The following is a 25,414-nucleotide window of genomic DNA, read 5'->3' as shown; positions in this document are numbered from 1 at the left end:
ACTCGTGTGAGGTCGTGTAGCGCGCGGCAGGCCCGGCCGCGCTACAAGCGGTGTCGGCAGAGATGGAGAATGTCCGATGGAGCGACGTGGGGTCTTGGGCCTGATCGCGGGCGCGGCGGCCGCGCTTGGCACCGCCGGCGCGGCGTTTGCCGCCGACAAGGTGTTTACCGGCCTGGTGGCCGGCGTTGGCGCCGGCGGCTACGATGTGGTGGCCTATCAGAGTGCAAACGCCGCGATCCCCGGCGACCCGGCGATCGAAGCCAGCCACGAGGGCGTGCGCTACCGCTTCGCCAGCGCGCGCAACCGCGACGCTTTCCAAGCCGATCCGCAAAAATATCTGCCGCGCTATGGCGGTTATTGCGCCTGGGCGGTGAGCCAGGGCTATACCGCCAAGGGCGATCCAGAGGCCTGGACGGTTGTCGATGGCAGGCTCTATCTCAACTATTCGCAGTCCGTGCGCGCACAATGGTCGCGGAACATTGCCGGCAATGTCGCCAAGGCCGACGCCAATTGGCCGGCCGTGCTGGACTGAAATGCCGGCGCCGGCATTGGCAGCGTTTTACCGGCTGGGGACAGGCCGGACGATGGCGTGCGCGGCCGGGCGCGATAGGCTAGTGTGTGGCGCGAAGAGAATCGCTGTCCCGGACCATCATGCGCCAATATCTCGACCTTTTGTCCCACGTGCTCGACACGGGCACCGACCGCGGCGACCGCACGGGAACCGGCACCCGCTCGGTGTTCGGCCACCAGATGCGGTTTGATCTCGATGACGGTTTTCCGGTGCTGACCACCAAGAAGCTGCATCTGAAATCGATCATCCACGAATTGCTGTGGTTTTTGTCCGGCGACACCAATATCGCCTATCTCAACCAGCACGGCGTGACGATCTGGGACGAATGGGCCGACGGCAACGGCGATCTCGGGCCGGTCTACGGCTCGCAATGGCGGTCCTGGCCGACGCCGGACGGCGGCTCGATCGACCAGATTGCGCAACTCGTCGACCAGATCCGCACCAATCCGGAGTCGCGGCGGCTGATCGTGTCGGCCTGGAACCCGGCCGAGATCGGCGAAATGGCGCTGCCGCCATGCCACTGCCTGTTCCAGTTCTACGTCGCCGAGGGCCGGCTGTCGTGCCAGCTCTACCAGCGCTCGGCCGACATCTTTCTCGGCGTGCCGTTCAACATCGCCTCCTACGCGCTGTTGACGATGATGGTGGCGCAGGTGACCGGCCTGCGGCCGGGCGAATTCGTGCACACGCTGGGCGACGCGCATCTCTACCACAACCATTTCATGCAGGCGCGGCTGCAGCTCACCCGCACGCCGAAGCCGCTGCCCACGATGCGCATCAATCCCGATGTCGCCGATCTGTTCGCCTTCCGCTATGGCGATTTCAGCCTCGAGGGCTACGAGGCCGACGCCTCGATCAAGGCGCCGATCGCGGTATGAGGCGGAATTGAAGGCCTTGTCATGAGCCGTATCGTGATCGTTGTGGCCGTCGCCGAAAACGGCGTGATCGGCAGAGACGGCGGCATGCCGTGGCGCCTGTCGACGGATCTGAAGCGGTTCAAGGCGGTCACGCTGGGCAAACCCGTCATCATGGGACGCAAGACCTACGACAGTATCGGCAGGCCCTTGCCCGGCCGGGCCAATATCGTGGTGACGCGCAATCGCGACTGGCAGGCCGACGGCGTCAGGGCAACCTCCACCCTCGACGAGGCGCTGGCGATGGCGGCGCGCGAGGACGGCGACGAGATCTGCGTGATCGGCGGTGGCGAGCTCTATGCCCAGGCGATCGGCCGGGCCGACCGGCTGCACGTCACCCATATCTTGGCCGATATCGCCGGCGATACGCGCTTTCCGACGATCGACCCGTCGGTGTGGGCGGTGGTGGAGGAAGTCGACGTGCCGCCGGGCGAGAAGGACAGCCACGCCACCCGTTATGCCGTTTATGAACGGCGTTGAGCGCTTGCATGGCCGCGACCGGTTTTTTACCCTATGCTGCAGGGAAAGCGCGACCATGTGCGGCAAATGACACCGCAAGGTCCATGCCCGCGTTGAAAGGGCGGTAGCGCATCCCTATAACTCTCGACACATGGATTCCGCCCGGCACACAGGCCGTCGCGAAGCGGAACGCACAATGAAAGGAATTTCATGCCCTGGAGTAATCAGAGCGGAGGCGGCGGCCCTTGGGGGGGCGGCAATGGCGGAGGCCCCTGGGGCCAGGGTCCGCGCGGTCCGGGCGGACCGTCGAACAACCCACCCGACCTTGAGGACATCATCCGCCGCGGCCAGGACCGGCTGAAGCAGGCTCTGCCGGGCGGCGGCGGCTTCAGCCCCGCCATTGTCGGGCTGATCGTGGTCGGCCTGCTCGGGCTGTGGGCCTTCAAGGCGATCTACACCGTCCAGCCCGACGAACTTGGCGTGGAACTGCGCTTCGGCAAGCCGAAGGACGATATTTCCGAGCCCGGCCTGCATTTCCATTGGTGGCCGGTCGAAACCGTCGAAAAGGCCAATACGGCCGAAAAACTGCTCAATATCGGCGATGCCAGGGGATCGAATTCCTCGGGCCTGATGCTGTCGGGCGACCAGAACATCGTCGATGTCAGCTTTTCCGTCGCCTATCAGGTCGCCGATCCGCGCGCCTATCTGTTCAACGTGCAGAACCCGGACGACATGATCCGCCAGATCGGCGAAAGCGCGGTGCGCGAAGTCGTCGGCCGACGCCCGGCCCAGGACGTGTTCCGCGACGACCGCCAGGGCATTTCCGACAATGTGCGCACGATCATCCAGACGACGCTCGAGGAATACGGCTCCGGCCTGGCGGTGAACGCGATCTCGATCGAGGACGCCGCGCCGCCGCGCGAGGTGGCCGACGCGTTCGACGAGGTGCAGCGCGCCGAACAGGACGAAGACCGCTTCGTCGAGGAATCGAACCAGTATTCCAACCAGAAGCTCGGCCAGGCCCGCGGTGAAGCCGCCCAGATTCGCGAGGAGGCGGCCGCCTACAAGAACCGTGTCGTGCAGGAAGCGCGCGGTGAGGCCCAGCGCTTTGTCTCCGTCTATGACGAATACGCCAAAGCGCCGGACGTCACCCGCAAGCGTCTGTTCCTGGAAACGATGGAACAAATCCTGAAAGGATCCAACAAGGTGATCGTCGAACAGGGCAATGGCCCGGGCGTGGTGCCGTATCTGCCGCTGCCCGAACTGCAGAAGCGCGCGGGAGGAGACCAGTGATGTCGAACCGTCTTCCCCTTATCGCGTTCGTGGTCGCGATTCTCGTCATCCTCGGATTTTCGTCGTTTTTCATCGTCAACGAACGCCAGCAGGCGATCGTGCTGCGCTTCGGTGAAATCGTCGAGGTGAAGACCGAGCCGGGCCTCTATTTCAAGCTGCCCTTCGGGTTTCTGGAGGCCGACAATGTGCAGTTGATCGAGGATCGCGTGCTGCGCTTCGACCTCGACGACATTCGTGTGCAGGTCTCGGGCGGCAAGTTCTACGAGGTCGACGCGTTCGTCGCCTACCGGATCTCCGATCCGCGCACCTTCCGGCAAACGGTGTCGGGCAGCGTGACGCTGGCCGAACAGCGCCTGCGCACGCGTCTCGACGCCGCGCTGCGCCGGGTCTACGGCTTGCGCGGCTTCGAGGCCGCGCTTTCGGAAGAGCGCTCGTCGATGATGCGCGAGGTGCGCGACCAGTTGCGCCCGGACGCCAATTCGCTCGGCCTGGAAATCGAGGACGTGCGCATTCGCCGGACCGACCTCACCCAGGAAGTCTCCCAGCAAACCTATGACCGCATGAAGGCCGAGCGCCTGGCCGAAGCCGAGCGCCTGCGCGCGCGCGGTCGCGAGGCGGCCCAGCGCATCCGCGCCCGCGCCGATCGCGAGGTGGTGGAAATCGTCGCCGAGGCGCGCCGGGAATCGGAGATCCTGCGCGGTGAAGGCGAGGCGGAGCGCAACGCGATCTTCGCCGACGCCTTCCAGCGCGATCCGGAATTCTTCGAATTCTATCGTTCGATGGCCGCCTATACGCTGGCCCTGGACAGCGAAGGCACGTCGATGGTGCTGTCTCCGAATTCGGAGTTCTTCCGCTATTTCGGGTCGCCCGGAGGCCGGGCTCCCGCGCCGGGCGGGGATGCTCCTGCCGGTCCGCGCGCCGACGGCACGACCACCGGCGCCACGCCGCCCGGCGAGTAGTATGGGCGACCTGGTTGCCGCCATCGGTCTCGTCCTCGTGATCGAGGGCGTGATCTATGGCGGCTTTCCCGGTTTCGCGCGGCGGCTGGCGGCCGAAATGCGCGAAACCCCCGAACATGTGCTGCGCTATGGCGGATTGGCGGCGGTCGCGGCCGGCGTGGCGATCGTGTGGATGGTGCGCGGGTAACGCAGGCGTTATCGGTACGGCGCGTGCGAGGTCGCAAACGCGCCGTATTGTTTTTGAAGTCTCTGTCAATCGGGCCAGGGCCGCGCTGACGGTCATGCGCCGCTACCGGGAGAACGATTGCATGTCCCTGACGCGAGTTTGGCCGCCGCTGCGCACAAGCTTCATCGCGGCCGCGGCCGCCGTTTTTGTGGCCGGCGCCACCGTGCCCATGCCGCAGGCCTGGGCCCAGAACGCCGGGCCGGCCTCGGTCGCCGATCTCGCCGACGGGCTGATCGGGGCGGTGGTCAATATTTCGACGTCGCAGACCACGCGCGGCGGCCGCGACGCCGTGCCGATGCCGAAACTGCCGGAAGGCTCGCCGTTCCAGGACTTTTTCGACGAGTTCTTCCGCAACAGGGAAGGGCAGGACAATCGCCCGCGCAAGGTGCAGTCGCTCGGATCCGGCTTCGTGATCGATGCCGAGGAAGGCATCATCGTCACCAATAATCACGTGATCGCCGACGCCGACGAGATCGAGGCCAATTTTTCCGACGGCAGCAAGCTGAAGGCGGAACTGATCGGGCGCGACACCAAGACCGATCTGGCGGTTTTGAAAGTCGATCCGACGAAGAAGAAACTGACCGCGGTTCCGTTCGGCGATTCGGACAAGATGCGCGTTGGCGACTGGGTGCTGGCGATCGGCAATCCGTTCGGGCTCGGCGGCTCGGTGTCGATCGGCATCGTGTCGGCCAATAATCGCGACATCAATTCCGGTCCCTATGACGACTACATCCAGACCGACGCGGCGATCAATCGCGGCAATTCGGGCGGACCGCTGTTCAACATGGCGGGACAGGTGATCGGCATCAACACCGCCATCATCTCACCGTCGGGCGGCTCGATCGGCATCGGCTTCTCGATCCCGGCCAAGCTTGCCGTCAACGTGATCGACCAGTTGCGCGAGTTCGGCGAGACGCGGCGCGGCTGGCTCGGCGTGCGCATTCAGCCGGTGACCGACGATATTGCCGAAAGCCTCGGCATGGCGACCGCCAAAGGCGCGCTGGTGGCCGGCATCGTCAAGGACGGTCCGGTCGATGACGGCTCCGTCCAGCCCGGCGACGTGATCATCCGTTTCGACGGCCAGGACATTATCGACATGCGGGACCTGCCGCGCATCGTGGCGGAAAGCCCGGTCGGCAAGGCGGTCGACCTGGTCCTCGTGCGCAAGGGCAAGGAAAGCACGGTCAAGGTCACGCTTGGCCGGCTGGAGGACGGCGAGCAGCTCGCCGCCGCCGAGACCGGGGGCGACGACGGCGACGACGGCGCGTCGGTCGCAACCGCGACGGTGCTCGGCATGACCATCGCCGAGCTCGACGACCCGGCGCGGCAGCGTTTCGAGATTTCCCAGGACGTGTCGGGCGTGGTGGTGACCGAGGTCGCGCCTGATTCGGCGGCGATGGAAAAGGGCATCGCGGCCGGCGAGGTGATCACCGAAATCGCCCAGGAATCGGTGTCGACGCCGCAGCAGGTGATGGACCGCATCGCCGCGCTCAAGGAACAGGGCCGCAAGAACGCTTTGTTGATGCTCGCCTCCAAGAGCGGCGAGTTGCGTTTCGTGACCGTGCGGATGGACTGACGCGCACGCGGACGGGGCGCGGGAAATCGTCCCGCGCGTGATCCCGGGCACGGGCTGGTCTGCCTGTCGGAAGAGCGCTTAGGGTGCCGCGCGCGCCAGCCAGTCCGTGCGGGCAAGGCGGTAGAGGACGTGGCGGCGCAGATCGGGATGGCTTTCGGGCACTTTCGGGTGATCGAAATCCGAGCCGGGATCGCGCCGCATGCCGATCCGCTCCATCACCGCGGTCGAGCGGGTGTTGTTCCACACCGCGAACGACACGATCTCGTCAAGGCCGAGATCGTCGAAACCGTAGGCGAGCAGCGCCCGGGCGGCCTCGGTGGCGTAGCCGCTGCCCCAAAATTCCGGTGCGAGCCGCCAGCCGATCTCGAACGTCTCGGCGGGCAGGACGGGTTCGAGGCCGGCCGGCTGGATGCCGGCAAAGCCGATCGGCGCGCCGGTGGCGCGCAGTTCCAGCGCCGCGAAGCCGTAGCCGTTGCCGGCGATGCCGTCGCGCAGCATGTCGAACAGCCGCTCGGCCTGCGCGCGGTCGCGGCGGAACGGAAAAAACGCCATCACCCGATCGTCGGAATTGATCCGGAAAAACAGCTCGCGGTCGCGATCCTGCCAGTTGCGGATGACCAGACGCGGGGTTTCCAGTCTCATGGCCGACTGAACTCGGACCGAGAATAGCCCTGCAGGTAAAGCAACGCCGTCAGATCGCCGTGATCGACGCGGATCCGGGCCTGGGCGGCGACGCTTGGCTTGGCGTGCAGCGCCACGCCGGTTCCGGCGAGGTGCAGCATGTCGAGATCGTTGGCGCCGTCGCCGACGGCGATCGCGTCCGCCGTGTGCAGGCCGAGACGCGCGGCGATCGCCCGCAGGGCCTCGGCCTTGGCGCTGCGGCCCAGGATCGGTTCGTCGACGTGACCGGTCAGGACGCCGTCTTCTTCGATCAGCCGGTTGGCCTGGTTGTCGTGAAAGCCGAGCATGGCGGCGACCGGCCCGGTAAACAGCGTGAAGCCGCCCGACACGAGCGCGGTGTAGGCGCCGTCGCTTCGCATTGTGGCAACCAGTTCGCGGCCGCCTGGGGCAAGCGTGATGCGCTCGGCGATCACACGCGCGACGACCTCGACCGGCAGGCCCTTGAGGAGCGCGACGCGTTCGCGCAGCGCCGGCTCGAAGGCGATCTCGCCGTCCATGGCGCGCGCGGTGATCCTTTCGACCTGGGCGCGCAGGCCGACCTCGTCGGCAAGTTCGTCGATACACTCCTGGCCGATCATGGTGGAATCCATGTCGGCGATCAGGATTTTCTTGCGTCGGCCGGCCTGGTCCTGAACGGCGACGTCGAGGGGATAGTCCGCGAGCGCGTCGCGCAATCGCGCGCCGGCATCGGCCGCATCCATGCCCCCGGGCACCTCGATGTCGGCGGCGACGGCGGGCGCGAGCCAGTCGATCCGGCTTGCGCCGAGAGCCGATATGGCCATAGTCGCCGCGTCCTCGCTGAGCGCGCGGGTAACGGGATTGGAAACGATTGTTGCGACGAGTGCCATGAAAAATCCTGCACCGGCGGAAGGCCGGGCACCGTTGAAAAACGCGATCCTGATAGCCGGCCCGACTGCCAGCGGCAAGTCGCGGCTGGCGCTGATGCTGGCCGAACGCATCGGCGCGCGGATCGTGAATGCCGATTCCATGCAGGTCTACGCGATGCTGGAACGGGTTACCGCACGGCCGGACCGCGCCGCGCTCGACCGGGCGCCGCACCATCTCTACGGTCATGTCGATCCGGCCCAGGCCTATTCCACCGGCGCGTGGCTGCGCGATGTCGTCGCGCTTGCCGAAACTTTTGGCCCCGACGATGCCCGGTTCATCTTCGTCGGCGGGACAGGGCTTTATTTCCGTGCCCTGGAAGGCGGGCTGTCGGACATGCCGGACGTTCCCGCCGCGGTGCGCCGCCGCTGGCGCGATCGCCTCGCGCGCGAGGGGAGCGAAGCGCTTCACCGCGACCTCGATGCGCGCGATCCGGCGAGCGCGGCAAGGCTTGCGCCGGCGGACGGCCAGCGGATCGTGCGCGCGCTGGAGGTTTTCGACCACACCGGCCGGTCGATCGGCGACTGGCAGGCGCGCCGGGCGCCGGCAATCGTGGAACCGGGCACAGCCCGCCGCCTGGTTCTCGACGTCGACCGGGCGACCTTGACGCGCAGGATCGACAGGCGCTTCGACGACATGATGGCATCGGGCGCGCTCGACGAGGTGAGGGCGCTGGTCGCGCGCGGCCTGGACCCGAACCTGCCGGCAATGAAAGCCATCGGCGTGCCCGAGCTGTCGGCAGCCCTGGCCGGCGAGACGACGCTCGAGGATGCCGTTTCGCGCGCCAAGACCGCCACCAGACGTTATGCCAAACGCCAGGCGACGTGGTTTCGCAACCAACTCGATTCGTCGTGGACAAAAATCGCGCCCGATACCACGGTGGACGGAATATTTACTCCTCAGGCCTAAGACACTCTCACGCTAGTGCCCGCAGACAGATTTTCACGCAAGGGTTGCAGTCATTAATACGGCAGTAAACAAAAACGTGCGAGACTCGGTGTCGGCTGGTTGGTGGTGGTCGATGCGTTTCCACAAATCGGAATCGGCGTTTTTTGCCTTTATCGCCCTGATCCTCACGTCCGGGGCGTTTACGCTCGTGGCCTACGATTCGCTGGGCGGTTTCGAGGCGATGGGCGGATTCGGCGCGGCCGGCATGCGGCCGTCCCAGCTTCTGTTCGCCTCGGTGATGCTCCTGGCCGTGGCGGTCTTTTTCGGCATGTTCTTCATCTATCCGCTCATCCGCACCCAGGTGAAGGAAGAAGGCAAGCTGCGCGAAATGACGGCGTCGCTCAGCGCGCGCTCCGAGACGCTCGAGCAGGCGGCGCTAACCGACGGGCTGACCGGCATGCAGAACCGGCGCTATTTCGACGACGCATTGCGCGAATATCTGCACGAGTTCCGCCGCATCGGCAAACCCATCGGGCTGATGATCCTCGATCTCGATCACTTCAAATCGGTCAACGACACGCATGGCCACGACGTCGGCGACGAGGTGTTGCGGGCGGTGGCTGGCTGTCTGCGCGATTTCACCCGCTATCACGATGTCGCGGCGCGACTGGGCGGCGAGGAATTCGCCGTGGTGGCGCCGAACATGGACCAGGAATTGCTCGCCAAGCTTGCCGAACGCATCCGCAAGGCGATCTCGGGCCTGACCGTGGTGTCGGGCAATATCCGGCTGAAAGTGACCACCAGCGTCGGCATTGCGGTGTGGGACGGCAAGGAAACGGCGGAGGATTTCTTCCGCCGCGCCGACCGCATGCTCTACCAGGCCAAGCGCCTGGGGCGTAACCGGGTTTGCGCCTGACCCGCCGGCATCGTATCGCCGCGCCCAGCCCGGTGGCGTTGTGTTGTTCCGGCGCCTCGGGAATTGTGCGCCGGCTTTAACGCAAGATATCCGCCTGAAGAGCCGGCCTGCGCCAAGGCCGGTGCCGGTCCTGGCGCATGCCTGGCCGCGACGCGGAACGGTGAACGCCGGCTTCATGGAGACGATGGCGGCAATGACGCTCCGCACGATCGCAGCCTAACCCTAACGGCTGCGCTGCGGGCCGGCCGGTCGGGCTCAGTCGCGGATCGGCCGGTAGGTCGCGTCGCCGAAGCGGCGTGCCCGGCGCGGTTCCTCGTCGAATGCGGGGACGGCTGCGCTCTTTTGGTCGCGACCGGCCCAGCCGCCGCCATTCATCCCGCTGCCGTGCAGGGCGCGTTTCAGCACGGTGCTCGGTTCGCCGAAGAAAGCGGGGTCGCCTTGCGGATCGGCGGCCGTGGCCTGTTCGGCCCGGTTGACGTGTCGCATTCGCTCGATGATCGCGGCGAGATCCACGTCGTTCGGCTGGTCCACGGCGCCGATGTCGTCGTCGGCATGTGCGCCAGGGATCATCTCGGGGCTGAGTTCCTCGAATTTCAGCCGCATCGGCGTCGCGACGCCCTCGCCGAAGGCGATCGCCTCGCGTTGTCCCATGGACGACAGAAACGACAGGGTCGAGGCCGACGAATCGGCGATCGCGCTGCGGATGATCTCCTGATCGCGATCGTTGGACAGTCGCATGGCGAACACGGTCGAGCACTGCGACAGGATGGTCGGGTCGAGCTCGCCGGGGCGCTGGGTGACGACGCCGAGATAGCAGCCATATTTGCGGCCTTCCTTGGCGATCCGGGCAAGGGCGTGGCGGGTCGGCGCGAAGCCGAGACGCGGATCGGAAGGCATGTAGCGGTGGGCCTCTTCGCACAGAACCAGCAGTTTCAGCCGGTTGGCGCTCGCCTGGGCGAGGTCGAAGGCCAGTCTCGCCAGCACCGAGCAGACCGAGTTGACCACCTCCGATGGCATGCCGGCCATCTGGAAACACATGACCGGCTTACCGCCATGGGGAACGCGAAAAATCTTGCCGACGATGTCGCTGATGGAATCCTCGACCAGGCTTGGCGCGAACATGAAACGGTAGGACGGATCGTTGACGATGCTTTCGAGCCGGCCGCGGAGCGAGCGCAGGACGGGGCGTTCGGCCTTGGCATCGAGCAGGCCCATGCGCTCGTCGATCAGTCTGATCAGATCGTTGATCCGGTAAGGCACCGGGGTGTCGGCGGTGATCGAGCCGTGGTCGGACGAACGCCGCAGACGGCCCGCGCCGGAGGGCTGGCTGCAGGCGACCTTGGCCGCGGGGATGAGGTCGCGAAGAATGTCGATTTCCTCGACGATCCCATCGCGTCCGCGAAACAGCACTTCGGTGAATTCCTCGAGCCGGAACAGCCAGAACGGCAGATCAAGCGTCGTCTGGTCCATGCGCGCGGCCTGAGTGGGAAAGGCGGCCGAGAATTCGTTGTGCGGATCGAGAATGAGAACGCGCAGGTCGGCGCGTTCCTCGATCGCCTTGTGCAGAAGCAGCGAGACGGCGGACGACTTGCCGACACCGGTGGTGCCGACGATGGCGAAATGGCGATTGAGCATGCAGTCGATCGAGATGCGGGCCGGCAGTTTGGTATTCTGGGCCAGTTGCCCGACCGCGACCGATCGCTTGCCGTCCATCTGGTAGACCGCCTCGAGATCGCGCGATCTGATCTGGTGCGCGACCGAGCCGATATTGGGATAGACGGTGATGCCGCGATCGAAGACGGGCCGGCGGGTGCCGGGCTCGTCGCGGACCTCGCCGATCAGTTCGAGATGGACCTTGATCGGGTTGGCGCCGGCATCGGCCCAGATGCCCGAGGGGGTTTCGATCGAGCAAACCAGACCGACGAGACGGGTCTGGCCGGTCGACACCGAGATCAGCTTGCCGATGTTCCACAAATCGGTCGGCGCGTCTTCGGCCGCATCGACATAAGACGAGATGGTCGCGCGGGCGCCGTCGCACTGGATCACGCGCCCCAGCAGCCGGGCGTCCGGCTGCTGGAGATTGCGTCGTTCCTGGCTCACTGTTTCGCCGACGGCCTTGCCGTCCTCGGCATACATCATCGACACGTCCCCGTACCCCTGGTTCCCGGCAAGGTAGCGCCGTTGGGTTAAGGCGGCGTGTGGGCGATTGGTAGAAATTTCCCTAACGAACGGCTCAGGGGCCGCAGGCTCGTTTTCGCGTTGACGCCGGCCAAAACGGTGCCTAAAGTCCGCGCCCATGAACACACGGATTATTCTCGTAGTAGGAAGGCGCATGGGCAAGGCGGTGTAACCGCCGGGCAGAAGCACCCATGCGCGACGACAGGCTCCCTCGGGGGCCTTTTTTATTGTCAGGATCGCCGTTAAGGAACCGTGGCGGCAGCGCGCAGAAGAAAGTTGGGACGAAAGACAATGGTGAACCCGAGAGACGATGCCGGCCGTGCCGAAATGACGGGCGCGGAGATGGTCGTGCAGGCGCTGAAGGACAACGGCGTGGAACATATTTTCGGCTATCCCGGCGGCGCGGTGCTTCCCATTTACGACGAGCTCTTCCAGCAGGAGGACGTCGAGCATATCCTGGTCCGGCACGAGCAGGGCGCGGGCCATGCCGCAGAAGGCTATGCACGCTCGACCGGCAAGGCGGGCGTGATGCTGGTGACCTCCGGGCCGGGGGCGACCAACGCGGTCACGCCGCTGCAGGATGCGTTGATGGATTCCATCCCGCTGGTCTGCATCACCGGCCAGGTGCCCACCACGCTGATCGGCTCGGACGCGTTCCAGGAATGCGACACGGTCGGCATCACCCGCCCGTGCACCAAGCACAACTGGCTGGTCAAGGACGTCAACCAGCTCGCCGCCATCATCCACGAGGCGTTCCATGTCGCCACCACCGGGCGGCCGGGTCCGGTCGTGGTCGACATCCCCAAGGATATCCAGTTCGCCAAGGGTATCTATACCCCGCCGCAGCAGGCGCCGCGGACCTCATACCGGCCGCGCGTGCAGGGCGACCTGGAGGCGATCAAGGCGGCGGTGCAGTTGATGGCCGAGGCCAAGAAGCCGGTGATCTATTCGGGCGGCGGCGTCGTCAATTCCGGACCCGAGGCGAGCCATTTGTTGCGCGAACTCGTCGACCTGACCGGCTTTCCGATCACCTCGACGCTGATGGGGCTCGGCGCCTATCCGGCCTCCGGCGCGCGCTGGCTCGGCATGCTGGGTATGCACGGCACGTTCGAGGCCAACATGGCCATGCACGACTGCGACGTGATGCTGTGCGTCGGCGCGCGTTTCGACGACCGCATCACCGGGCGCCTGGATGCGTTTTCGCCCAATTCGAAAAAAATCCATATCGACATCGACCCGTCGTCGATCAACAAGACCGTTCGCGCCGACATCCCGATCCTGGGCGATGTCGGCCGGGTGCTGGAGGACATGGTGCGGCTGTGGCGGGCGACGGTCAAGCCCGACCGCGCCGCGCTCGGACCCTGGTGGGAGCAGATCGAACGCTGGCGGGCGCGCGATTCGCTGGCCTACCGGCCCAATGACGACGTCATCATGCCGCAATATGCCGTCCAGCGGCTCTACGAGCTGACCAAGGACCGCGACACGTACATCACCACCGAGGTCGGCCAGCACCAGATGTGGGCGGCGCAGCATTACGGTTTCGAGCAGCCCAATCGCTGGATGACCAGCGGCGGGCTCGGCACGATGGGCTACGGCCTGCCGGCCGCGCTCGGCGTGCAGATCGCCCATCGCGACAGCCTGGTGATCGACATCGCCGGCGACGCCTCGGTGCTGATGACGATCCAGGAAATGAGCTCGGCCGTCCAGTACGAGGCGCCGATCAAGATCTTCATCCTCAACAACCAATATATGGGCATGGTCCGTCAGTGGCAGCAATTGCTGCACGGCAACCGGCTGTCGCATTCCTATACGGAGGCGCTGCCGGATTTCGTCAAGCTGGCCGAGGCCTATGGCGGGTACGGCATACGCTGCGAAAAGCCCGGCGAACTGGACGACAAGATCGAGGAGATGATCGCGGTGAAGAAACCGGTGATCTTCGACTGCCGGGTGGCCAATCTCGCCAATTGTTTTCCAATGATCCCGTCCGGCAAGGCCCATAATGAGATGTTGCTGCCCGACGAGGCGAGCGACGAGGCTGTTGCCAACGCAATCGACGCCAAGGGCAGGGAACTGGTCTAGGCCGCGCACCGTCAAACGGTCCGGGCTCGGGCTCGGGCGGTGACGCTTCCGTGATAACTAGAACCTGCTCGCCATAGCGCAGAACGAAAGGCGCAGACCATGAACGCCCAACTCAAACCGACCGGCTCGGCCTATTTCATCGCAAGCGAGACCGAGACCCACGAAACCCGCACGCTGTCGGTGCTGGTCGACAACGAACCGGGCGTTCTGGCGCGTGTGATCGGGCTGTTTTCGGGCCGTGGCTACAATATCGACAGCCTGACGGTGTCGGAAACCGAGCACGAACGGCATCTATCGCGCATCACCATCGTCACCCGCGGCACGCCGCACGTGCTGGAGCAGATCAAGCACCAGCTCGAGCGCATCGTGCCGGTGCACAAGGTGGTCGACCTGACCGTCGTGGCGCGCGAGCGCGGCCAGGACAGGCCGCTGGAGCGCGAACTGGCCCTCGTCAAGGTGGCGGGCACCGGCGATCATCGGGTGGAGGCGCTGCGGCTCGCCGACGCGTTCCGCGCCCAGGTGATCGACGCCAATACCGAGCATTTCATCTTCGAGATCACCGGCAGGGTGTCCAAGATCGAGCAGTTCATCGCCATCATGCAGCCGCTCGGCCTGGTCGAGGTGTGCCGGACCGGCGTGGCCGCCCTCAATCGCGGCGCGCAGGGCATGCAATAGACCGGCGGGCTTGCTTTGCTGCCTTGCGGCGGACGTCTTTTGCCGCTTGGCGCTTCGCCAACCACAACGATCTTTCGATGGCGAAAATTGTTCCCCGGACAAATTCGGAGTCGATTTTCAGGCAATTTAGGACAATAATGCTGTCCTAAATGCGTGCCCGCGATCGTTGCATATTGGCGGCGGGCGCGGTGCCAACGGAACCGGACCATGACCGCCGACGTTTTTTTCGCCTTGCTGGTGTTCGCCTTCGTGTCCTCGATCACGCCCGGCCCGAACAATCTCATGCTTCTGGCCTCGGGCGTGAATTTCGGCTTCTGGCGCACCGTGCCGCATATGCTCGGCATCGGGGCCGGGTTCGTGACCCTGCTTCTGTCCGTCGGCCTCGGCCTCGGCGCCGTGCTGACCAGCTTTCCGGCATTGCATATGGCGCTGAAATTCGCCGGCGGCGCCTATCTGCTCTATCTCGCCTGGCGGATCGCCATGTCGCGATCGATCGACAAAGATGCGGGGAACGGCCGGCCGATGTCCTTCCTGTCGGCGGCGGCGTTCCAATGGGTCAATCCCAAGGCCTGGGTGATGGCGGTGACGGCGATGGTGCTTTACACCAATGCCGACAGCCCCTTCGGCTCGGTGCTGCTGGTCGCCGCCGCCTTCGGCCTCGTCAACGTGCCGTGCGTGTCATCCTGGGCCGGGTTCGGGGTGGCGCTGCGGCGGTTTCTTGCCGACCCGGCGCGGCTGAAATGGTTCAATATCGCCATGGGACTGCTCCTGGCGGCGACGCTGTGGCCGATGTTGCGCTGAGCGGCCTCGACATCTTGCCCTGAGCCGGTGCGCGCCATACTCTGCGCGATCATGGCGCACGATCACCACGATAACGAGCTCGATCCGATGACAGCGCGCGTGCGGGCGCTCGAAACCGTGCTTACCGAGAAGGGGTTGATCGATCCGGCCGCCGTCGACGCGATCGTGGAGACCTACGAACACAAGGTGGGGCCGAAAAACGGCGCGCGCGTCGTCGCCAGGGCATGGACCGACCCGGACTTTGCCGATTGGCTGCAAAACGATGCCACCGCCGCGATCGCCTCGCTCGGCTTTACGGGCCGCCAGGGCGAGCACATGCAGGCGGTGTTCAACAGCGCCGACACCCATAATCTCGTCGTGTGCACCTTGTGCTCCTGTTATCCGTGGTCGGTACTCGGCCTGCCGCCGGTGTGGTATAAATCGCCGCCCTATCGCTCGCGGGCGGTGATCGATCCGCGCGGCGTTTTGGAGGAGTTCGGGCTGAAGCTGCCGGCCCAGACCGCGATCCGGGTGTGGGATTCGACCGCCGAGCTGCGCTATCTGGTCGTGCCGCAACGCCCCTCCGGCACGCAGGGCTGGGCGGAGGAGGCGCTGGCCGGTCTGGTAACGCGCGATTCCATGATCGGCACCGGGCTGGCGCTGACGCCCGCGGCCGCGTCGTGAACGGTCCGCACGATCTCGGCGGGCAGATGGGTTTCGGCGCCGTGGCGCCTGAGGTCGACGAACCGGTCTTTCACGCCGAATGGGAAAAGCGGGCGCTCGGCGTCACGCTGGCGGCCGGCGGAATGGGACACTGGACCATCGACGAAAGCCGGCACGCGCGCGAATGCCTGCATCCGGCCGACTACTACGCGTCGAGCTATTACGAAATCTGGACGAAAGCGCTGGAACGGCTGCTCGTGCGGCACGGTTTCCTCACCGATGACGAACTGGCCGCCGGCCGGGCGCATGGCGCGGGCGCAACCCCGAAACGTGTCCTGCGGGCGGCCGACGTGCCGGCGGTCCTTGCCAAAGGCGGACCGTGCGACCGCGCGGTCGCGGCAGCGCCGCGCTTTTCGCCCGGCGCCCGCGTGCGCACCCGCACCATGCATCCGCAGGGCCATACGCGGCTGCCGCGCTATGCGCGCGGCAAGGTCGGCGTGATCGAGGCGGCGCGCGGCGGTTTCGTCTATCCCGACGCCAACGCGCATGGCGCGGGCGAGGCGCCGCAACATCTCTACACGGTGGTGTTTTCGGCGCGCGAATTGTGGGGCGAGGCTGCGGATCCGACGCTTTCGGTGTCGATCGACGCCTGGGAAAGCTATCTGGAGCCGGCCGATGAGCGGTGAGGACGGCGCCTTCGCAGAACCCTGGCAGGCCCAGGCCTTCGCGCTGGCGCTCGCCCTGCAGGACCAGGGCCTGGTTTCGCCGGCCGAATGGGCCGCCGCGCTCGGGCGCGAACGCGGGCGCGGTGACCTCGCCGCCGACGGCAGCGACTATTATCACGGCGTGGTCGCCGCGCTCGAGGCGCTGCTCGCCGAAAAGGGCCTTGCCGACCGCGCCCGGCTCGCCGAACTGGCGGCCGCCTGGCGCCGCGCGGCCCGGGCAACGCCGCACGGCGCGCCAATCAAGCTCGAAAACGATCCTCTCGGCGAGGCCGGCTGAGCGGCCTCGCGCCGATCCGTCGCGCGGGGCGGCGGATTGGCGCATAGGCATGATCCGGCTGGCGCAGGCCGCGGGCGCGCGGCCTATGCTATACTGGGTTTCATGATCCGGCATGTGACCGTTTTGCGCGTCCTGGCGGCAACGGCGACGGTGCTGGCCCTGCTGCTCGCGGCGGGCTGGCTGACCCGCGAAGACCCGGCCTCGAAACCCTATTTGAAGATTCTCGGCAGCGGTTTCATATTCAATTACCGCGTCGCCGACGTCTATTACGGCTTTACCGTGCTGGTCCAGCGTCCGTTGCCCACCGGCTCGATCATCGAGGCGACATTCGAGGACCCCGCCGGCGGCGCCGGCCACGTGGTGCGCACGCGTGTCGGCACCGACACGGCGCGCTATTCGCTGCGCTCGCCGCCGGTGCGCGGGGTCGAAAAGGACAAGCCTTACAAGGTGGCGATCCGGGTGCTGGACCGAGAGGAACGCGCGGTCTTATGGCGCGACAGTGTGAGCGTACGCTCGCAGATCGGCGACGCCGTCGTTCCCGACAGGCCGCTGACGGTCGGGCCGGGCTATGCGCGCAATCCGCCCGAATAAACCGCCGTCGCCCAATCGGGAGCCGGTCCCGCCGGGCATCGGTGAAATCGAGAATGACGATCGCCCGGAATATTTGGAGGCACGGGTCCCGGTCCAACCGGGGCGGCCTGCGTCAGGCGCTCTTGCGCGGCGGGCGCGAATCCTGTCTTTCGGTGCCATGCAGTTTTCTCCCCAGCAAGACGAGGCGCTGAAGGCGGTATCGCGCTGGCTCACGGCCGGCAGCCCGCAGATCTTTCGGCTGTTCGGTTATGCCGGTACCGGCAAGACGACGCTTGCGCGCCATTTCGCCGAGCATGTCGACGGTTCGGTGCAGTTCGCCGCCTTCACCGGCAAGGCCGCGCAGGTGCTGCGCGCCAAGGGCGCCACAAATGCGCGCACCATCCATTCGCTGATCTACCGGCCGCGGGGCGAGGAGGCGATCGCGGACGAGACGACCGGCAAGACCTCGATGTCGCCGACATTCTCGCTCAACCGGCAAAGCCCGGTGGCGCGCGCCAAGCTGATCGTCGTCGACGAGTGCTCGATGGTCGACGAGCAGCTCGGTCGCGACCTTTTGACCTTCGGCACGCCGGTGCTGGTGCTGGGCGATCCGGCACAGCTGCCGCCGATTTCGGGCGGCGGGTTCTTTACCGAACACGAGCCCGATTTCCTGCTGACCGAAATCCACCGCCAGGCGCGCGACAATCCGATCATCCGGCTGGCGCTCGACGTGCGCGAGGGCCGCGAGTTCATGAAGGGCGATTTCGGTGCCGCCCAGGTGATCGGCCGCGAGGACGTCGACCAGGATCTGGTTCTGTCGGCCGACCAGGTGCTTGTGGGCACCAACCGCACCCGGCGGCGCTACAATCAGCGCCTGCGCGAATTGAAGGGCTTTGCCGGGCCGCTGCCGCAGGCCGGCGACAAGCTGGTGTGTCTGAGAAACGATCCGGCCAAGGGGCTGCTCAACGGGTCCTTGTGGAAGGTGATGACGGCGTCGAAGGAAACGGTGAAGCCCGGCATCAATCTTCTGGTCTCGCCGGAGGAGGACGATCCCGACCGGGGCGTTTCCAAGATCAAGCTGTTGAAGGCCGCGTTCGAGACGCCCGAGGCCGACATTCCCTGGCAGCAGAAGAAGCGTTTCGACGATTTCGATTACGGCTACGCGCTTACCGTGCACAAGGCGCAGGGCTCGCAATGGGACGAGGTCGTCTTGTTCGACGAGAGCTATGCGTTCCGCGACACCCGCCAGCGCTGGCTCTATACCGCGATCACCCGCGCCGCCGAGCGGCTGACCATCGTGCGATAGCGACCGCCGAGGATCCGCACGATGCGATGATGCCCGACGATCGCCGGGCCGCGATCAGTTCGCCTCTTGCGCGAGGATCTCGATCCCGGGATGGAAGGCGTGGGCGACGAAGGCGAAGGTGATGTCGTGCGCGACGTCCTTGCCGTTTCTGGTCACGCGCACCGTGCCGACGTCGCGGCCCTTGGCGATGGCGGCGGTGTCGAGCGCCGAGGCGACGCCGCCAAGATAGCGGATCCGGTAGCCGTCCCGCTCAAAACCCTGTTCGCGGACGCGGTCCAGGCTGACGATGATCGGCCGGTCGTGAGTGCGCACGACGACCACCCGCGCCATGGGAGAAATATTGTCGGGAAGATCGCCGCGATAGAGGAAGGGGCGGGCGGCGCTGTCGTAACCTGCATAGGGGTTGCGGCCATAAGCGCGCAGGCCCGGATCGTTGGGGACGAGGACCGGAGCGTCGGGATTGTCTGTGCGAAAGGTTTCGAAGGCGACGATGCGCGAGGCCAGCAGTTCGAGCCGCCGGCCGGTCAGTTCGCCGACGATCGCCTCGCCGGTGAATTGCTGCCACCAGCTTTCGGTCTGGCGGTCGTACATGACGAGATCGGAATTACGCAGCTTGCCGGTCGTTCCGAATTCGAGGGTGCGGCCGTCCAGACGCCTGTCGAAGACGATCGCCGCGTTGCACAAGGGGCAGTAGGTCACCGCCACCGGCACGCCCCCGACCTGGTCGTTGACGATCTCGTGCCAGGTCAGGACCTGCAGCGGGTAGGCGCGAATATCGTCGCCGACCGCGAGCCGGATGACCGGTTCGCGATCGCCGACCGTGGTGATCGTCGCGGCCGGCGCGAATTTTGGATCGTCGATCGAGGGAATGCCGTCGCGGGGCGGCCCGCCGGAGAGGATTTCGTCGAGATCGATCGCCGCGCGTGAAAAATCGGTCTTCCAGCCTTCGCGCGTCCACAGCCCGGCGTCGGCGTGGGCAAGCGTGCCTGCAACAAGGCCGACGAGGCAGGCGAGCGCCAGTTTGAACAGGACAGTCATCCCGCGTCTCCGCGCCTGAACGGTTTCCGCCTCAGCCCACCATGCGGCGCCCATCACGGTCAAATCACCATACCGTTCATCGATACGGGAAGCGGCGGGCTTTCCGCGGCCAGCCGTCAGCTCTCGGCCGGTTCGGCCTCCAGCCATTTCCAGGCCTCGGCTTCCTGGTCGGCCTCGAAATGGCGCATGTCCATCGACATGAACGGCTTGAAGACCGTCATCATGGTGGCGATCCAGGCCGGCCCGCCGACGACGGCGTATTTGCGGATATGCCGCAGCGCGTGGGTCTTGCCGATCATGGTGGTTTCCTTGAAGGCTGCGCTCCAGTCGAAGCCCTCATAGGACGACATGCGTACCAGAAGGTCGATCTTGTCGTGGATTTCGTAGGCTCCTTCGAGCAAGCCGTACATGTTTTCGATGTCCGGCGCGGTGACATGGCCGGCGACGTCGAAGGCGTAGGCGTCGTCGCGTGTGGTGTCGATGCGCTTTATGGTGGGCGGGTTGTCGTTGACGAGCATGATGCTGATCCTCTTTGGCCGTTGTGCTGTCCATAAAATCAACGGCGTTTGGTCCTGTGTGTTCCGGCAAAAGCGATTATACATCTTCACGTTGGAAAATTCCGCGAAGTCAGCCATGCCGGCAAAATTGTCCGTAAATCTCAACGCCATCGCGATGCTGCGCAACCGTCGCGACCTGCCGTGGCCGAGCGTGATCGGGCTCGGCCGCATCGCGCTGGCGGCGGGCGCCGGCGGGCTGACCGTGCATCCGCGTCCCGACCAGCGCCACATACGGTTTGCCGACGTGCCGGAAATCCGGGCGCTGATCGACGACGAGTTCCCCGACCGCGAGTTCAATATCGAGGGCTATCCGACCCAGGATTTCCTCGATCTGGTGGCGAAGGCCGAACCCGAGCAGGTTACGCTGGTGCCCGACGACCCCGAACAGGCCACCTCCGACCATGGCTGGGATTTCGTCGCCAATGGCGACATTCTGCGCGCCATCGTCGCGCGGCTGAAGGCGAACGGGGCGCGGGTGTCGCTGTTTTGCGACCCCGATGCCTCGCAGGCCCAGATTGCGGCCGCACAGGCGACGGGCGCTGACCGGGTCGAATTCTATACCGGGCCCTACGGCGCCTGCTACGACGATTCCGAAAAGGCCGCCAAAGAGCTGGAAAAGCTCAAACAAACCGCGTTGCTCGCAAAAGATGCCGGGCTCGGCGTCAATGCCGGCCACGATTTGACGGTCGCCAATCTGCCGGCGCTGGCGCGGGCGATTCCGCATTTGGCGGAAGTCTCGATCGGCCAGGGCCTGACCGCCGACGCGCTCGAACACGGCATGGCCGAGACGGTGAGGCGGTTCCTGCGCGCCTGCGCGGGCCAATAAACACCGCGCCGGGCCCGTCTTTCGGTCAGACTTTATTAGGTTTTTAGCGATTACATCCTCGTCAGAGCACGAGGATTTGTCATTCGTACCGTCGTCGCCATCGTCTTGTTGATCGCGCTCGCCGGCTGTGGGTCCACGCCGCGCGGCATCAACAATGTGTGCACCGTCTTCGACCAGAAGGACGGCTGGTTCGGCAATTGGTACCGGGCGGCCAAGAGCACCGAGCGCGAATATGGCGTGCCGGCTTCGGTCCTGATGGCGACCATTCGCATTGAGTCCGGTTTCGATTCCGATGCGCGGCCGCCGCGCAAGAAACTGCTCGGGATCATTCCCTGGAAGCGAAAATCGACCGCCTACGGCTATTCGCAGGCGCTCGACGGCACCTGGCAGGGTTACAAGCGCGAAACCGGCCGCTGGGGCGCGAGCCGCACCGATTTCGCCGACGCGATCCACTTCGTCGGCTGGTATCACTACAACAGCCATCGCAAGAACGGCATCGCGCTCAACGACGCCTATAGTCTCTATCTGGCCTATTATGCCGGTCAGGCCGGTTATGCGCGCGGCGTGTGGCGGGGCAATGCCGGCATGCAGAAGGCGGCGCGCAAGGCGGCCACCATGGCCAATTCCTATGCCGACCAGATGCGCCAGTGCGGGCGCTAGGCTTTCGCACCTGAAAGCCGGACGGGTTTCCAAGACAAGGCATCCACGGACATCACGAGCGCTCATCACGGTACCGTCGGGCGGGGCCGTGCCGAAACGCCGTGACCGGTCGGCCCGGCGCGGGCCGCGCGAATGACGGCCGCGCGGCCTTTCGCTTGTCAGGGCCGCGCCCGGCGTGCCATTGCGTCTGCGAACGGGGGATATCGGCCGGATGGACATCGCGATCGCCGGAGCTGGCCCGGCCGGGCTCGCCGCGGCGCTTTTTCTCGACCGGGCCGGGCACCGGGTGACGGTTTTCGAGCGTTTCGAGGCAGCGCAGCCATTGGGCTCGGGACTGATCCTGCAGCCGACCGGGCTGACGGTGCTGGCCGCGCTCGGGCTTCTCGACGCGATCGTGCCGCGCGGCAGCCGCATCGAGCGGCTGCACGGCAGCGACGCGCGGTCGGGGCGCACGGTGCTGGATGTGCGCTACGCGGCCTGGCGCGGCGGCCGCTTCGGCCTGTCGGTGCACCGGGCCGCCCTGTTCGACGTGCTGTTTGATGCCGTCAGGGCCGCAGGGATCGGCGTGGAAACCGGAACCGAGATCGAGGCGCTTGATCACGCGGGGGACCGTCCGCGCATCGTCACCGCGACCGGCCGCCTGCTCGGCCCGTTCGATCTCGTCGTCGATGCCAGCGGGGCGCGCTCGAAGCTGAAGCGGCATGTGCGCCGGCCATGCGAGCCGCGGCCGCTCGCCTATGGCGCGTTCTGGGCCTCGCTCGGCTGGCGCGGCGACGGTTTCGATCCGCACGCGCTGGTTCAGCGCTACGACAAGGCGAGCGTGATGATCGGCGTTCTGCCGATCGGCCGGCCCACGCCGGACGGCGACGCGCAGGCGGCGTTTTTCTGGAGCCTGAAGCCTGCACAGGCGGGCGCGGTTCGCGCGGCCGGGCTCGATGCCTGGAAAGCCAGGGTCGAACGGCTTTGGCCCGAAACGCGGGCCTATCTCGACCAGATCGCGGATTTCGACCAGCTCACCCTGGCGCGCTACGGCCACCATACGCTCAAGCTTCCGGCCGGGCGCGGGCTGGCGGTGATCGGCGATGCCGCGCACTCGACCAGTCCGCAATTGGGGCAGGGCGCCAATATGGCGCTGCTCGACGCGGCCGCGCTGGCGCACGCATTGGACAGGGCGTCCGACGTGGCGACGGCGCTCGAGGCCTATTGCGCGATGCGGCGCTGGCACGTGCGCGCCTTTCAGGCGTTGTCGGCAGCCCTGACACCGTTTTATCAGTCGGATTCCGCGGTGATGCCGTTCGTGCGCGACCGGTTGGTGGCCACAGTCGCGCGTGTTCCGCCGGCGCCGCAGATACTGGCGTCGATGGTGGCCGGCACGCTGTTCTCGCCGTTTCGACCGATCGGACTTCGGGAAGTCGACTGGCGCGCCATATAGGTCTTGCATGGGGCGGGGCGATGGCGCTATGAGAAGCGAACCGTAACGTACGGTACGCTGTTTTGAGGTTTACCGCCGGAGACATAGTTGCAGGTCGCGCACGAGACAGAACGGCTGGAAACGCTCACCCCGCGCCAGGGCGAAGTGCTCGACGCGGTGCTCGCGCTTCTGGTGGAAGGCCGCGACGCGCTTACCATGAGCGCGGTGGCGCGGCGGGCGAGCTGCTCGAAGGAAACGCTCTACAAATGGTTCGGCGACCGCGACGGGTTGTTGACGGCGACCGTGCGCTGGCAGGCGGCGAAGGTGAGGACCGGCAGCTATGAGCGCCAGCGGCTCGACGCGGCGGCCCTGCGCGAGAGCCTGGAGGATTTCGCCGCCACCTGGCTGCGCGTCATTTCCTCGCAAAGCTCGATCGCGCTCAACCGGGTGGCGATCTCGCATGCCGGGTCCGGCAAGAGCAATCTCGGCCGGATCGTGCTCGCCAATGGCCGTTTTGCCATCGGCGAGAGGCTGAAACCCGTTTTGGAAGCCGGACGCGCGGCCGGGCTGCTTGCCTTCGACGACGCCGAAACCGCCTTCCGCAGCTTTTTCGGCCTGGTGGGCCGTGACGTCCAGATCCGGCTCCTGCTCGGCGACCGGCTGGACATGAACGAGGCCGAGATCGCCCGCGACGCAGGCTCCGCGACGCGGCAGTTCTTGGCTCTCTACGAAGCAGAACCGGCACCGGGATCCGGCGCCGCCGGAACGCAAACCCAGGAAAGGAAATGATGATGCGTGTCTATTACGATCGCGACGCCGATCTCAATCTCATCAAGGGCAAGAAGGTCGCCATTATCGGCTACGGCTCGCAGGGCAGGGCGCACGCGCTCAACCTGAAGGATTCAGGCGCCAAGGAAATCGCGATCGGCCTGAAGGAAGGCTCGGCGACGGCCAAGAAGGTCGAGGCCGACGGGCTGAAAGTGATGAGCGTGGCCGAGGTCGCCAAATGGGCCGATCTGATGATGATGGCCACGCCCGACGAATTGCAGGCCGACATCTACAAGAACGAGATCGCGCCGAATATCCGCGACGGCGCCGCGATCGCCTTCGCGCACGGCCTGAACGTGCATTTCGGCTTGATCGAGCCGAAGGCGAGCGTCGACGTGCTGATGATCGCGCCGAAGGGCCCGGGCCATACGGTGCGCGGCGAATACCAGAAGGGTGGCGGCGTGCCGTGCCTGGTGGCGGTGCATCAGGATCCGTCCGGCAATGCGCTGGACCTGGCGCTTTCCTACGCATGCGGCGTCGGCGGCGGCCGCTCGGGCATCATCGAGACCAATTTCCGCGAGGAATGCGAGACCGACCTGTTCGGCGAGCAGGTGGTGTTGTGCGGTGGTCTGGTCGAGCTGATCCGGGCCGGTTTCGAAACGCTGGTGGAAGCCGGCTACGCGCCCGAGATGGCCTATTTCGAATGTTTGCACGAGGTCAAGCTGATCGTCGACCTGATCTACGAGGGCGGCATCGCCAACATGAACTACTCGATCTCCAACACGGCCGAATGGGGCGAATATGTCTCCGGGCCGCGCATCATCACCGCCGAGACCAAGGCGGAGATGAAGCGCGTGCTCAACGACATCCAGACCGGCAAGTTCACCTCGGAATGGATGCAGGAATACCGTTCGGGCGCGGCGCGCTTCAAGGGTATCCGCCGCATGAACGACAGCCATCCGATCGAGCAGGTCGGCGAGAAGCTGCGCGGCATGATGCCGTGGATCTCGGCCAACAAGCTGGTCGACAAAGCCAAGAACTAACCGACCGGCAGGCCCCGCCGGCGGCTGCGGCCACCCGGCAAGGGTTCGTACGATTGAAAAATGCACAGGCGCCGGCCTTCTGGTCCGGCGCCTGTGCCGTTCCGGCACAGGCGGTCTGGCACGAAAATCGCTTCCTCGACCCTATCAATGCGAGGAGGCTCGACATGATGCCGATTACCAAGAAGTCGATCGCCATCGATGGCCGCATTTTCCCCGACCGTCGCCGCGAACTGCGCCACAGGGTTCTGAAAGGCGCGAAACTTTCCTTCAACAACGGATATGGCGCGAGCGAATGCGTGGTGCGCAACCTGTCCGATCGGGGGGCGAAACTTGCCTTCGGCGATACGCTCGGCGTGCCGCCGCGGTTCCGGTTGCAGATTGCAGCAGACGCGGTCACCCATGAGGCCGCGGTGTGCTGGCGCGGCATTGGCGAGATCGGCGTGCGCTTCATATAATAAAAACAGGCGCATGCCAGGCTGGCCGGCCGCGGCGT

Annotated in this window: 28 protein-coding genes; 23 read left to right on the top strand and 5 right to left on the bottom strand. The window is 65.8% G+C overall.

All coding sequences use genetic code 11. The features are described 5' to 3' along the window. Positions 1–76 precede the first annotated feature (76 nt). The 7 genes from ACT2B0_RS11555 (at position 77) to ACT2B0_RS11525 (ending at position 5,995) form a co-directional block, all read left to right on the top strand. Positions 77–532 (top strand): YHS domain-containing (seleno)protein, encoded by a 456-nt coding sequence (locus ACT2B0_RS11555; RefSeq protein ID WP_473464864.1) that lies wholly within the window; start codon positions 77–79, stop codon positions 530–532. Positions 533–651: 119 nt separating this feature from the next. After that, on the top strand, positions 652–1,446 hold the full coding sequence (locus ACT2B0_RS11550) for a thymidylate synthase (RefSeq protein ID WP_473464861.1): 795 nt from the start codon (positions 652–654) through the stop codon (positions 1,444–1,446). Between the two features lie 21 nt (positions 1,447–1,467). Then, on the top strand, positions 1,468–1,962 hold the full coding sequence (locus ACT2B0_RS11545) for a dihydrofolate reductase (protein ID WP_473464859.1): 495 nt from the start codon (positions 1,468–1,470) through the stop codon (positions 1,960–1,962). A 189-nt stretch (positions 1,963–2,151) separates the two neighbouring features. Continuing rightward, positions 2,152–3,234, top strand: a complete 1,083-nt coding sequence (hflK, locus tag ACT2B0_RS11540) for an FtsH protease activity modulator HflK (RefSeq protein ID WP_473464856.1) — start codon at positions 2,152–2,154, stop codon at positions 3,232–3,234. Next, complete coding sequence (hflC, locus tag ACT2B0_RS11535) at positions 3,234–4,193, top strand: protease modulator HflC (RefSeq protein ID WP_473464854.1); 960 nt, start codon at positions 3,234–3,236, stop codon at positions 4,191–4,193. The genes hflK and hflC overlap by 1 nt, the downstream gene beginning before the upstream one ends. Before the next feature lies 1 nt (position 4,194). Further along, positions 4,195–4,380, top strand: coding sequence for a DUF2065 domain-containing protein (locus ACT2B0_RS11530; RefSeq protein WP_473464851.1), 186 nt, complete (start codon positions 4,195–4,197; stop codon positions 4,378–4,380). A gap of 121 nt (positions 4,381–4,501) precedes the next feature. Continuing rightward, positions 4,502–5,995, top strand: a complete 1,494-nt coding sequence (locus ACT2B0_RS11525; RefSeq protein WP_473464849.1) for a DegQ family serine endoprotease — start codon at positions 4,502–4,504, stop codon at positions 5,993–5,995. Positions 5,996–6,073: 78 nt separating this feature from the next. On the opposite strand, the gene ACT2B0_RS11520 is transcribed toward ACT2B0_RS11525, so the two are convergent. Both ACT2B0_RS11520 and serB read right to left on the bottom strand, forming a co-directional pair. Beyond that, positions 6,074–6,637 carry a GNAT family N-acetyltransferase gene (locus ACT2B0_RS11520; RefSeq protein WP_473464846.1) on the bottom strand — a complete coding sequence of 188 codons (564 nt, stop codon included), beginning with the start codon at positions 6,635–6,637 and terminating at the stop codon, positions 6,074–6,076. Continuing rightward, positions 6,634–7,524: a phosphoserine phosphatase SerB gene (gene serB / locus ACT2B0_RS11515; RefSeq protein ID WP_473464844.1), complete on the bottom strand. Its 891-nt coding sequence runs from the start codon at positions 7,522–7,524 to the stop codon at positions 6,634–6,636. The genes ACT2B0_RS11520 and serB overlap by 4 nt, the downstream gene beginning before the upstream one ends. Between serB and miaA the strand changes: the two genes are divergently transcribed. Continuing rightward, positions 7,523–8,470 carry a tRNA (adenosine(37)-N6)-dimethylallyltransferase MiaA gene (gene miaA, locus ACT2B0_RS11510; protein WP_473464841.1) on the top strand — a complete coding sequence of 316 codons (948 nt, stop codon included), beginning with the start codon at positions 7,523–7,525 and terminating at the stop codon, positions 8,468–8,470. The genes serB and miaA overlap by 2 nt on opposite strands. 112 nt (positions 8,471–8,582) lie before the next feature. Next, positions 8,583–9,365 carry a GGDEF domain-containing protein gene (locus tag ACT2B0_RS11505; RefSeq protein ID WP_473464838.1) on the top strand — a complete coding sequence of 261 codons (783 nt, stop codon included), beginning with the start codon at positions 8,583–8,585 and terminating at the stop codon, positions 9,363–9,365. A gap of 255 nt (positions 9,366–9,620) precedes the next feature. Here ACT2B0_RS11505 and ACT2B0_RS11500 read toward each other — a convergent pair whose 3' ends face one another. Then, positions 9,621–11,501, bottom strand: coding sequence for an ATP-binding protein (locus ACT2B0_RS11500; RefSeq protein WP_473465942.1), 1,881 nt, complete (start codon positions 11,499–11,501; stop codon positions 9,621–9,623). Between the two features lie 333 nt (positions 11,502–11,834). Here ACT2B0_RS11500 and ACT2B0_RS11495 point away from each other — a divergent pair, with 333 nt between their 5' ends. From ACT2B0_RS11495 to ACT2B0_RS11460, 8 genes are all read left to right on the top strand, one after another. Beyond that, positions 11,835–13,622 carry an acetolactate synthase 3 large subunit gene (locus tag ACT2B0_RS11495; protein ID WP_473464836.1) on the top strand — a complete coding sequence of 596 codons (1,788 nt, stop codon included), beginning with the start codon at positions 11,835–11,837 and terminating at the stop codon, positions 13,620–13,622. 99 nt (positions 13,623–13,721) lie between these two features. Further along, a complete protein-coding gene (gene ilvN, locus ACT2B0_RS11490; RefSeq protein WP_473464833.1) occupies positions 13,722–14,297 on the top strand; it encodes an acetolactate synthase small subunit in 576 nt (191 codons plus the stop codon). A 207-nt stretch (positions 14,298–14,504) separates the two neighbouring features. Then, positions 14,505–15,098 (top strand): LysE family translocator, encoded by a 594-nt coding sequence (locus ACT2B0_RS11485; RefSeq protein ID WP_473464830.1) that lies wholly within the window; start codon positions 14,505–14,507, stop codon positions 15,096–15,098. A gap of 51 nt (positions 15,099–15,149) precedes the next feature. Further along, on the top strand, positions 15,150–15,761 hold the full coding sequence (nthA, locus tag ACT2B0_RS11480) for a nitrile hydratase subunit alpha (protein ID WP_473465940.1): 612 nt from the start codon (positions 15,150–15,152) through the stop codon (positions 15,759–15,761). Further along, positions 15,758–16,426 carry a nitrile hydratase subunit beta gene (nthB, locus tag ACT2B0_RS11475; RefSeq protein WP_473464827.1) on the top strand — a complete coding sequence of 223 codons (669 nt, stop codon included), beginning with the start codon at positions 15,758–15,760 and terminating at the stop codon, positions 16,424–16,426. The genes nthA and nthB overlap by 4 nt, the downstream gene beginning before the upstream one ends. After that, positions 16,416–16,742 (top strand): nitrile hydratase accessory protein, encoded by a 327-nt coding sequence (locus tag ACT2B0_RS11470; RefSeq protein WP_473464824.1) that lies wholly within the window; start codon positions 16,416–16,418, stop codon positions 16,740–16,742. Before nthB ends, ACT2B0_RS11470 begins: the two co-directional genes overlap by 11 nt. 114 nt (positions 16,743–16,856) lie before the next feature. Continuing rightward, positions 16,857–17,333 (top strand): hypothetical protein, encoded by a 477-nt coding sequence (locus ACT2B0_RS11465; RefSeq protein WP_473464822.1) that lies wholly within the window; start codon positions 16,857–16,859, stop codon positions 17,331–17,333. Between the two features lie 157 nt (positions 17,334–17,490). Next, positions 17,491–18,618, top strand: a complete 1,128-nt coding sequence (locus tag ACT2B0_RS11460) for an ATP-dependent DNA helicase (protein WP_473464819.1) — start codon at positions 17,491–17,493, stop codon at positions 18,616–18,618. A 54-nt stretch (positions 18,619–18,672) separates the two neighbouring features. Here ACT2B0_RS11460 and ACT2B0_RS11455 read toward each other — a convergent pair whose 3' ends face one another. Beyond that, entirely contained in the window at positions 18,673–19,656 is a 984-nt protein-coding gene (locus tag ACT2B0_RS11455) for a DUF3179 domain-containing protein (protein WP_473464817.1), read from the bottom strand. Between the two features lie 116 nt (positions 19,657–19,772). Then, positions 19,773–20,174, bottom strand: a complete 402-nt coding sequence (locus ACT2B0_RS11450) for a SpoIIAA family protein (protein WP_473464814.1) — start codon at positions 20,172–20,174, stop codon at positions 19,773–19,775. Positions 20,175–20,289: 115 nt separating this feature from the next. Between ACT2B0_RS11450 and ACT2B0_RS11445 the strand changes: the two genes are divergently transcribed. The 6 genes from ACT2B0_RS11445 (at position 20,290) to ACT2B0_RS11420 (ending at position 25,376) form a co-directional block, all read left to right on the top strand. Beyond that, on the top strand, positions 20,290–21,039 hold the full coding sequence (locus tag ACT2B0_RS11445) for a pyridoxine 5'-phosphate synthase (RefSeq protein ID WP_473464812.1): 750 nt from the start codon (positions 20,290–20,292) through the stop codon (positions 21,037–21,039). Positions 21,040–21,120: 81 nt separating this feature from the next. Beyond that, complete coding sequence (locus tag ACT2B0_RS11440; RefSeq protein WP_473465938.1) at positions 21,121–21,699, top strand: transglycosylase SLT domain-containing protein; 579 nt, start codon at positions 21,121–21,123, stop codon at positions 21,697–21,699. 211 nt (positions 21,700–21,910) lie between these two features. After that, positions 21,911–23,131, top strand: coding sequence for an FAD-dependent oxidoreductase (locus ACT2B0_RS11435; protein WP_473464809.1), 1,221 nt, complete (start codon positions 21,911–21,913; stop codon positions 23,129–23,131). Positions 23,132–23,218: 87 nt separating this feature from the next. Continuing rightward, positions 23,219–23,899: a TetR/AcrR family transcriptional regulator C-terminal domain-containing protein gene (locus ACT2B0_RS11430; RefSeq protein WP_473464807.1), complete on the top strand. Its 681-nt coding sequence runs from the start codon at positions 23,219–23,221 to the stop codon at positions 23,897–23,899. 2 nt (positions 23,900–23,901) lie between these two features. Further along, positions 23,902–24,921 carry a ketol-acid reductoisomerase gene (ilvC, locus tag ACT2B0_RS11425; RefSeq protein WP_473465935.1) on the top strand — a complete coding sequence of 340 codons (1,020 nt, stop codon included), beginning with the start codon at positions 23,902–23,904 and terminating at the stop codon, positions 24,919–24,921. After that, on the top strand, positions 24,879–25,376 hold the full coding sequence (locus ACT2B0_RS11420; protein WP_473464804.1) for a hypothetical protein: 498 nt from the start codon (positions 24,879–24,881) through the stop codon (positions 25,374–25,376). The genes ilvC and ACT2B0_RS11420 overlap by 43 nt, the downstream gene beginning before the upstream one ends. Positions 25,377–25,414 lie beyond the last annotated feature (38 nt).

This window comes from Nitratireductor sp. J20-h4, assembly GCF_056780505.1.
The sequence above is the reverse complement of the archived record's forward strand: the minus strand, read 5'-3'. Positions and strand labels throughout refer to the sequence as shown.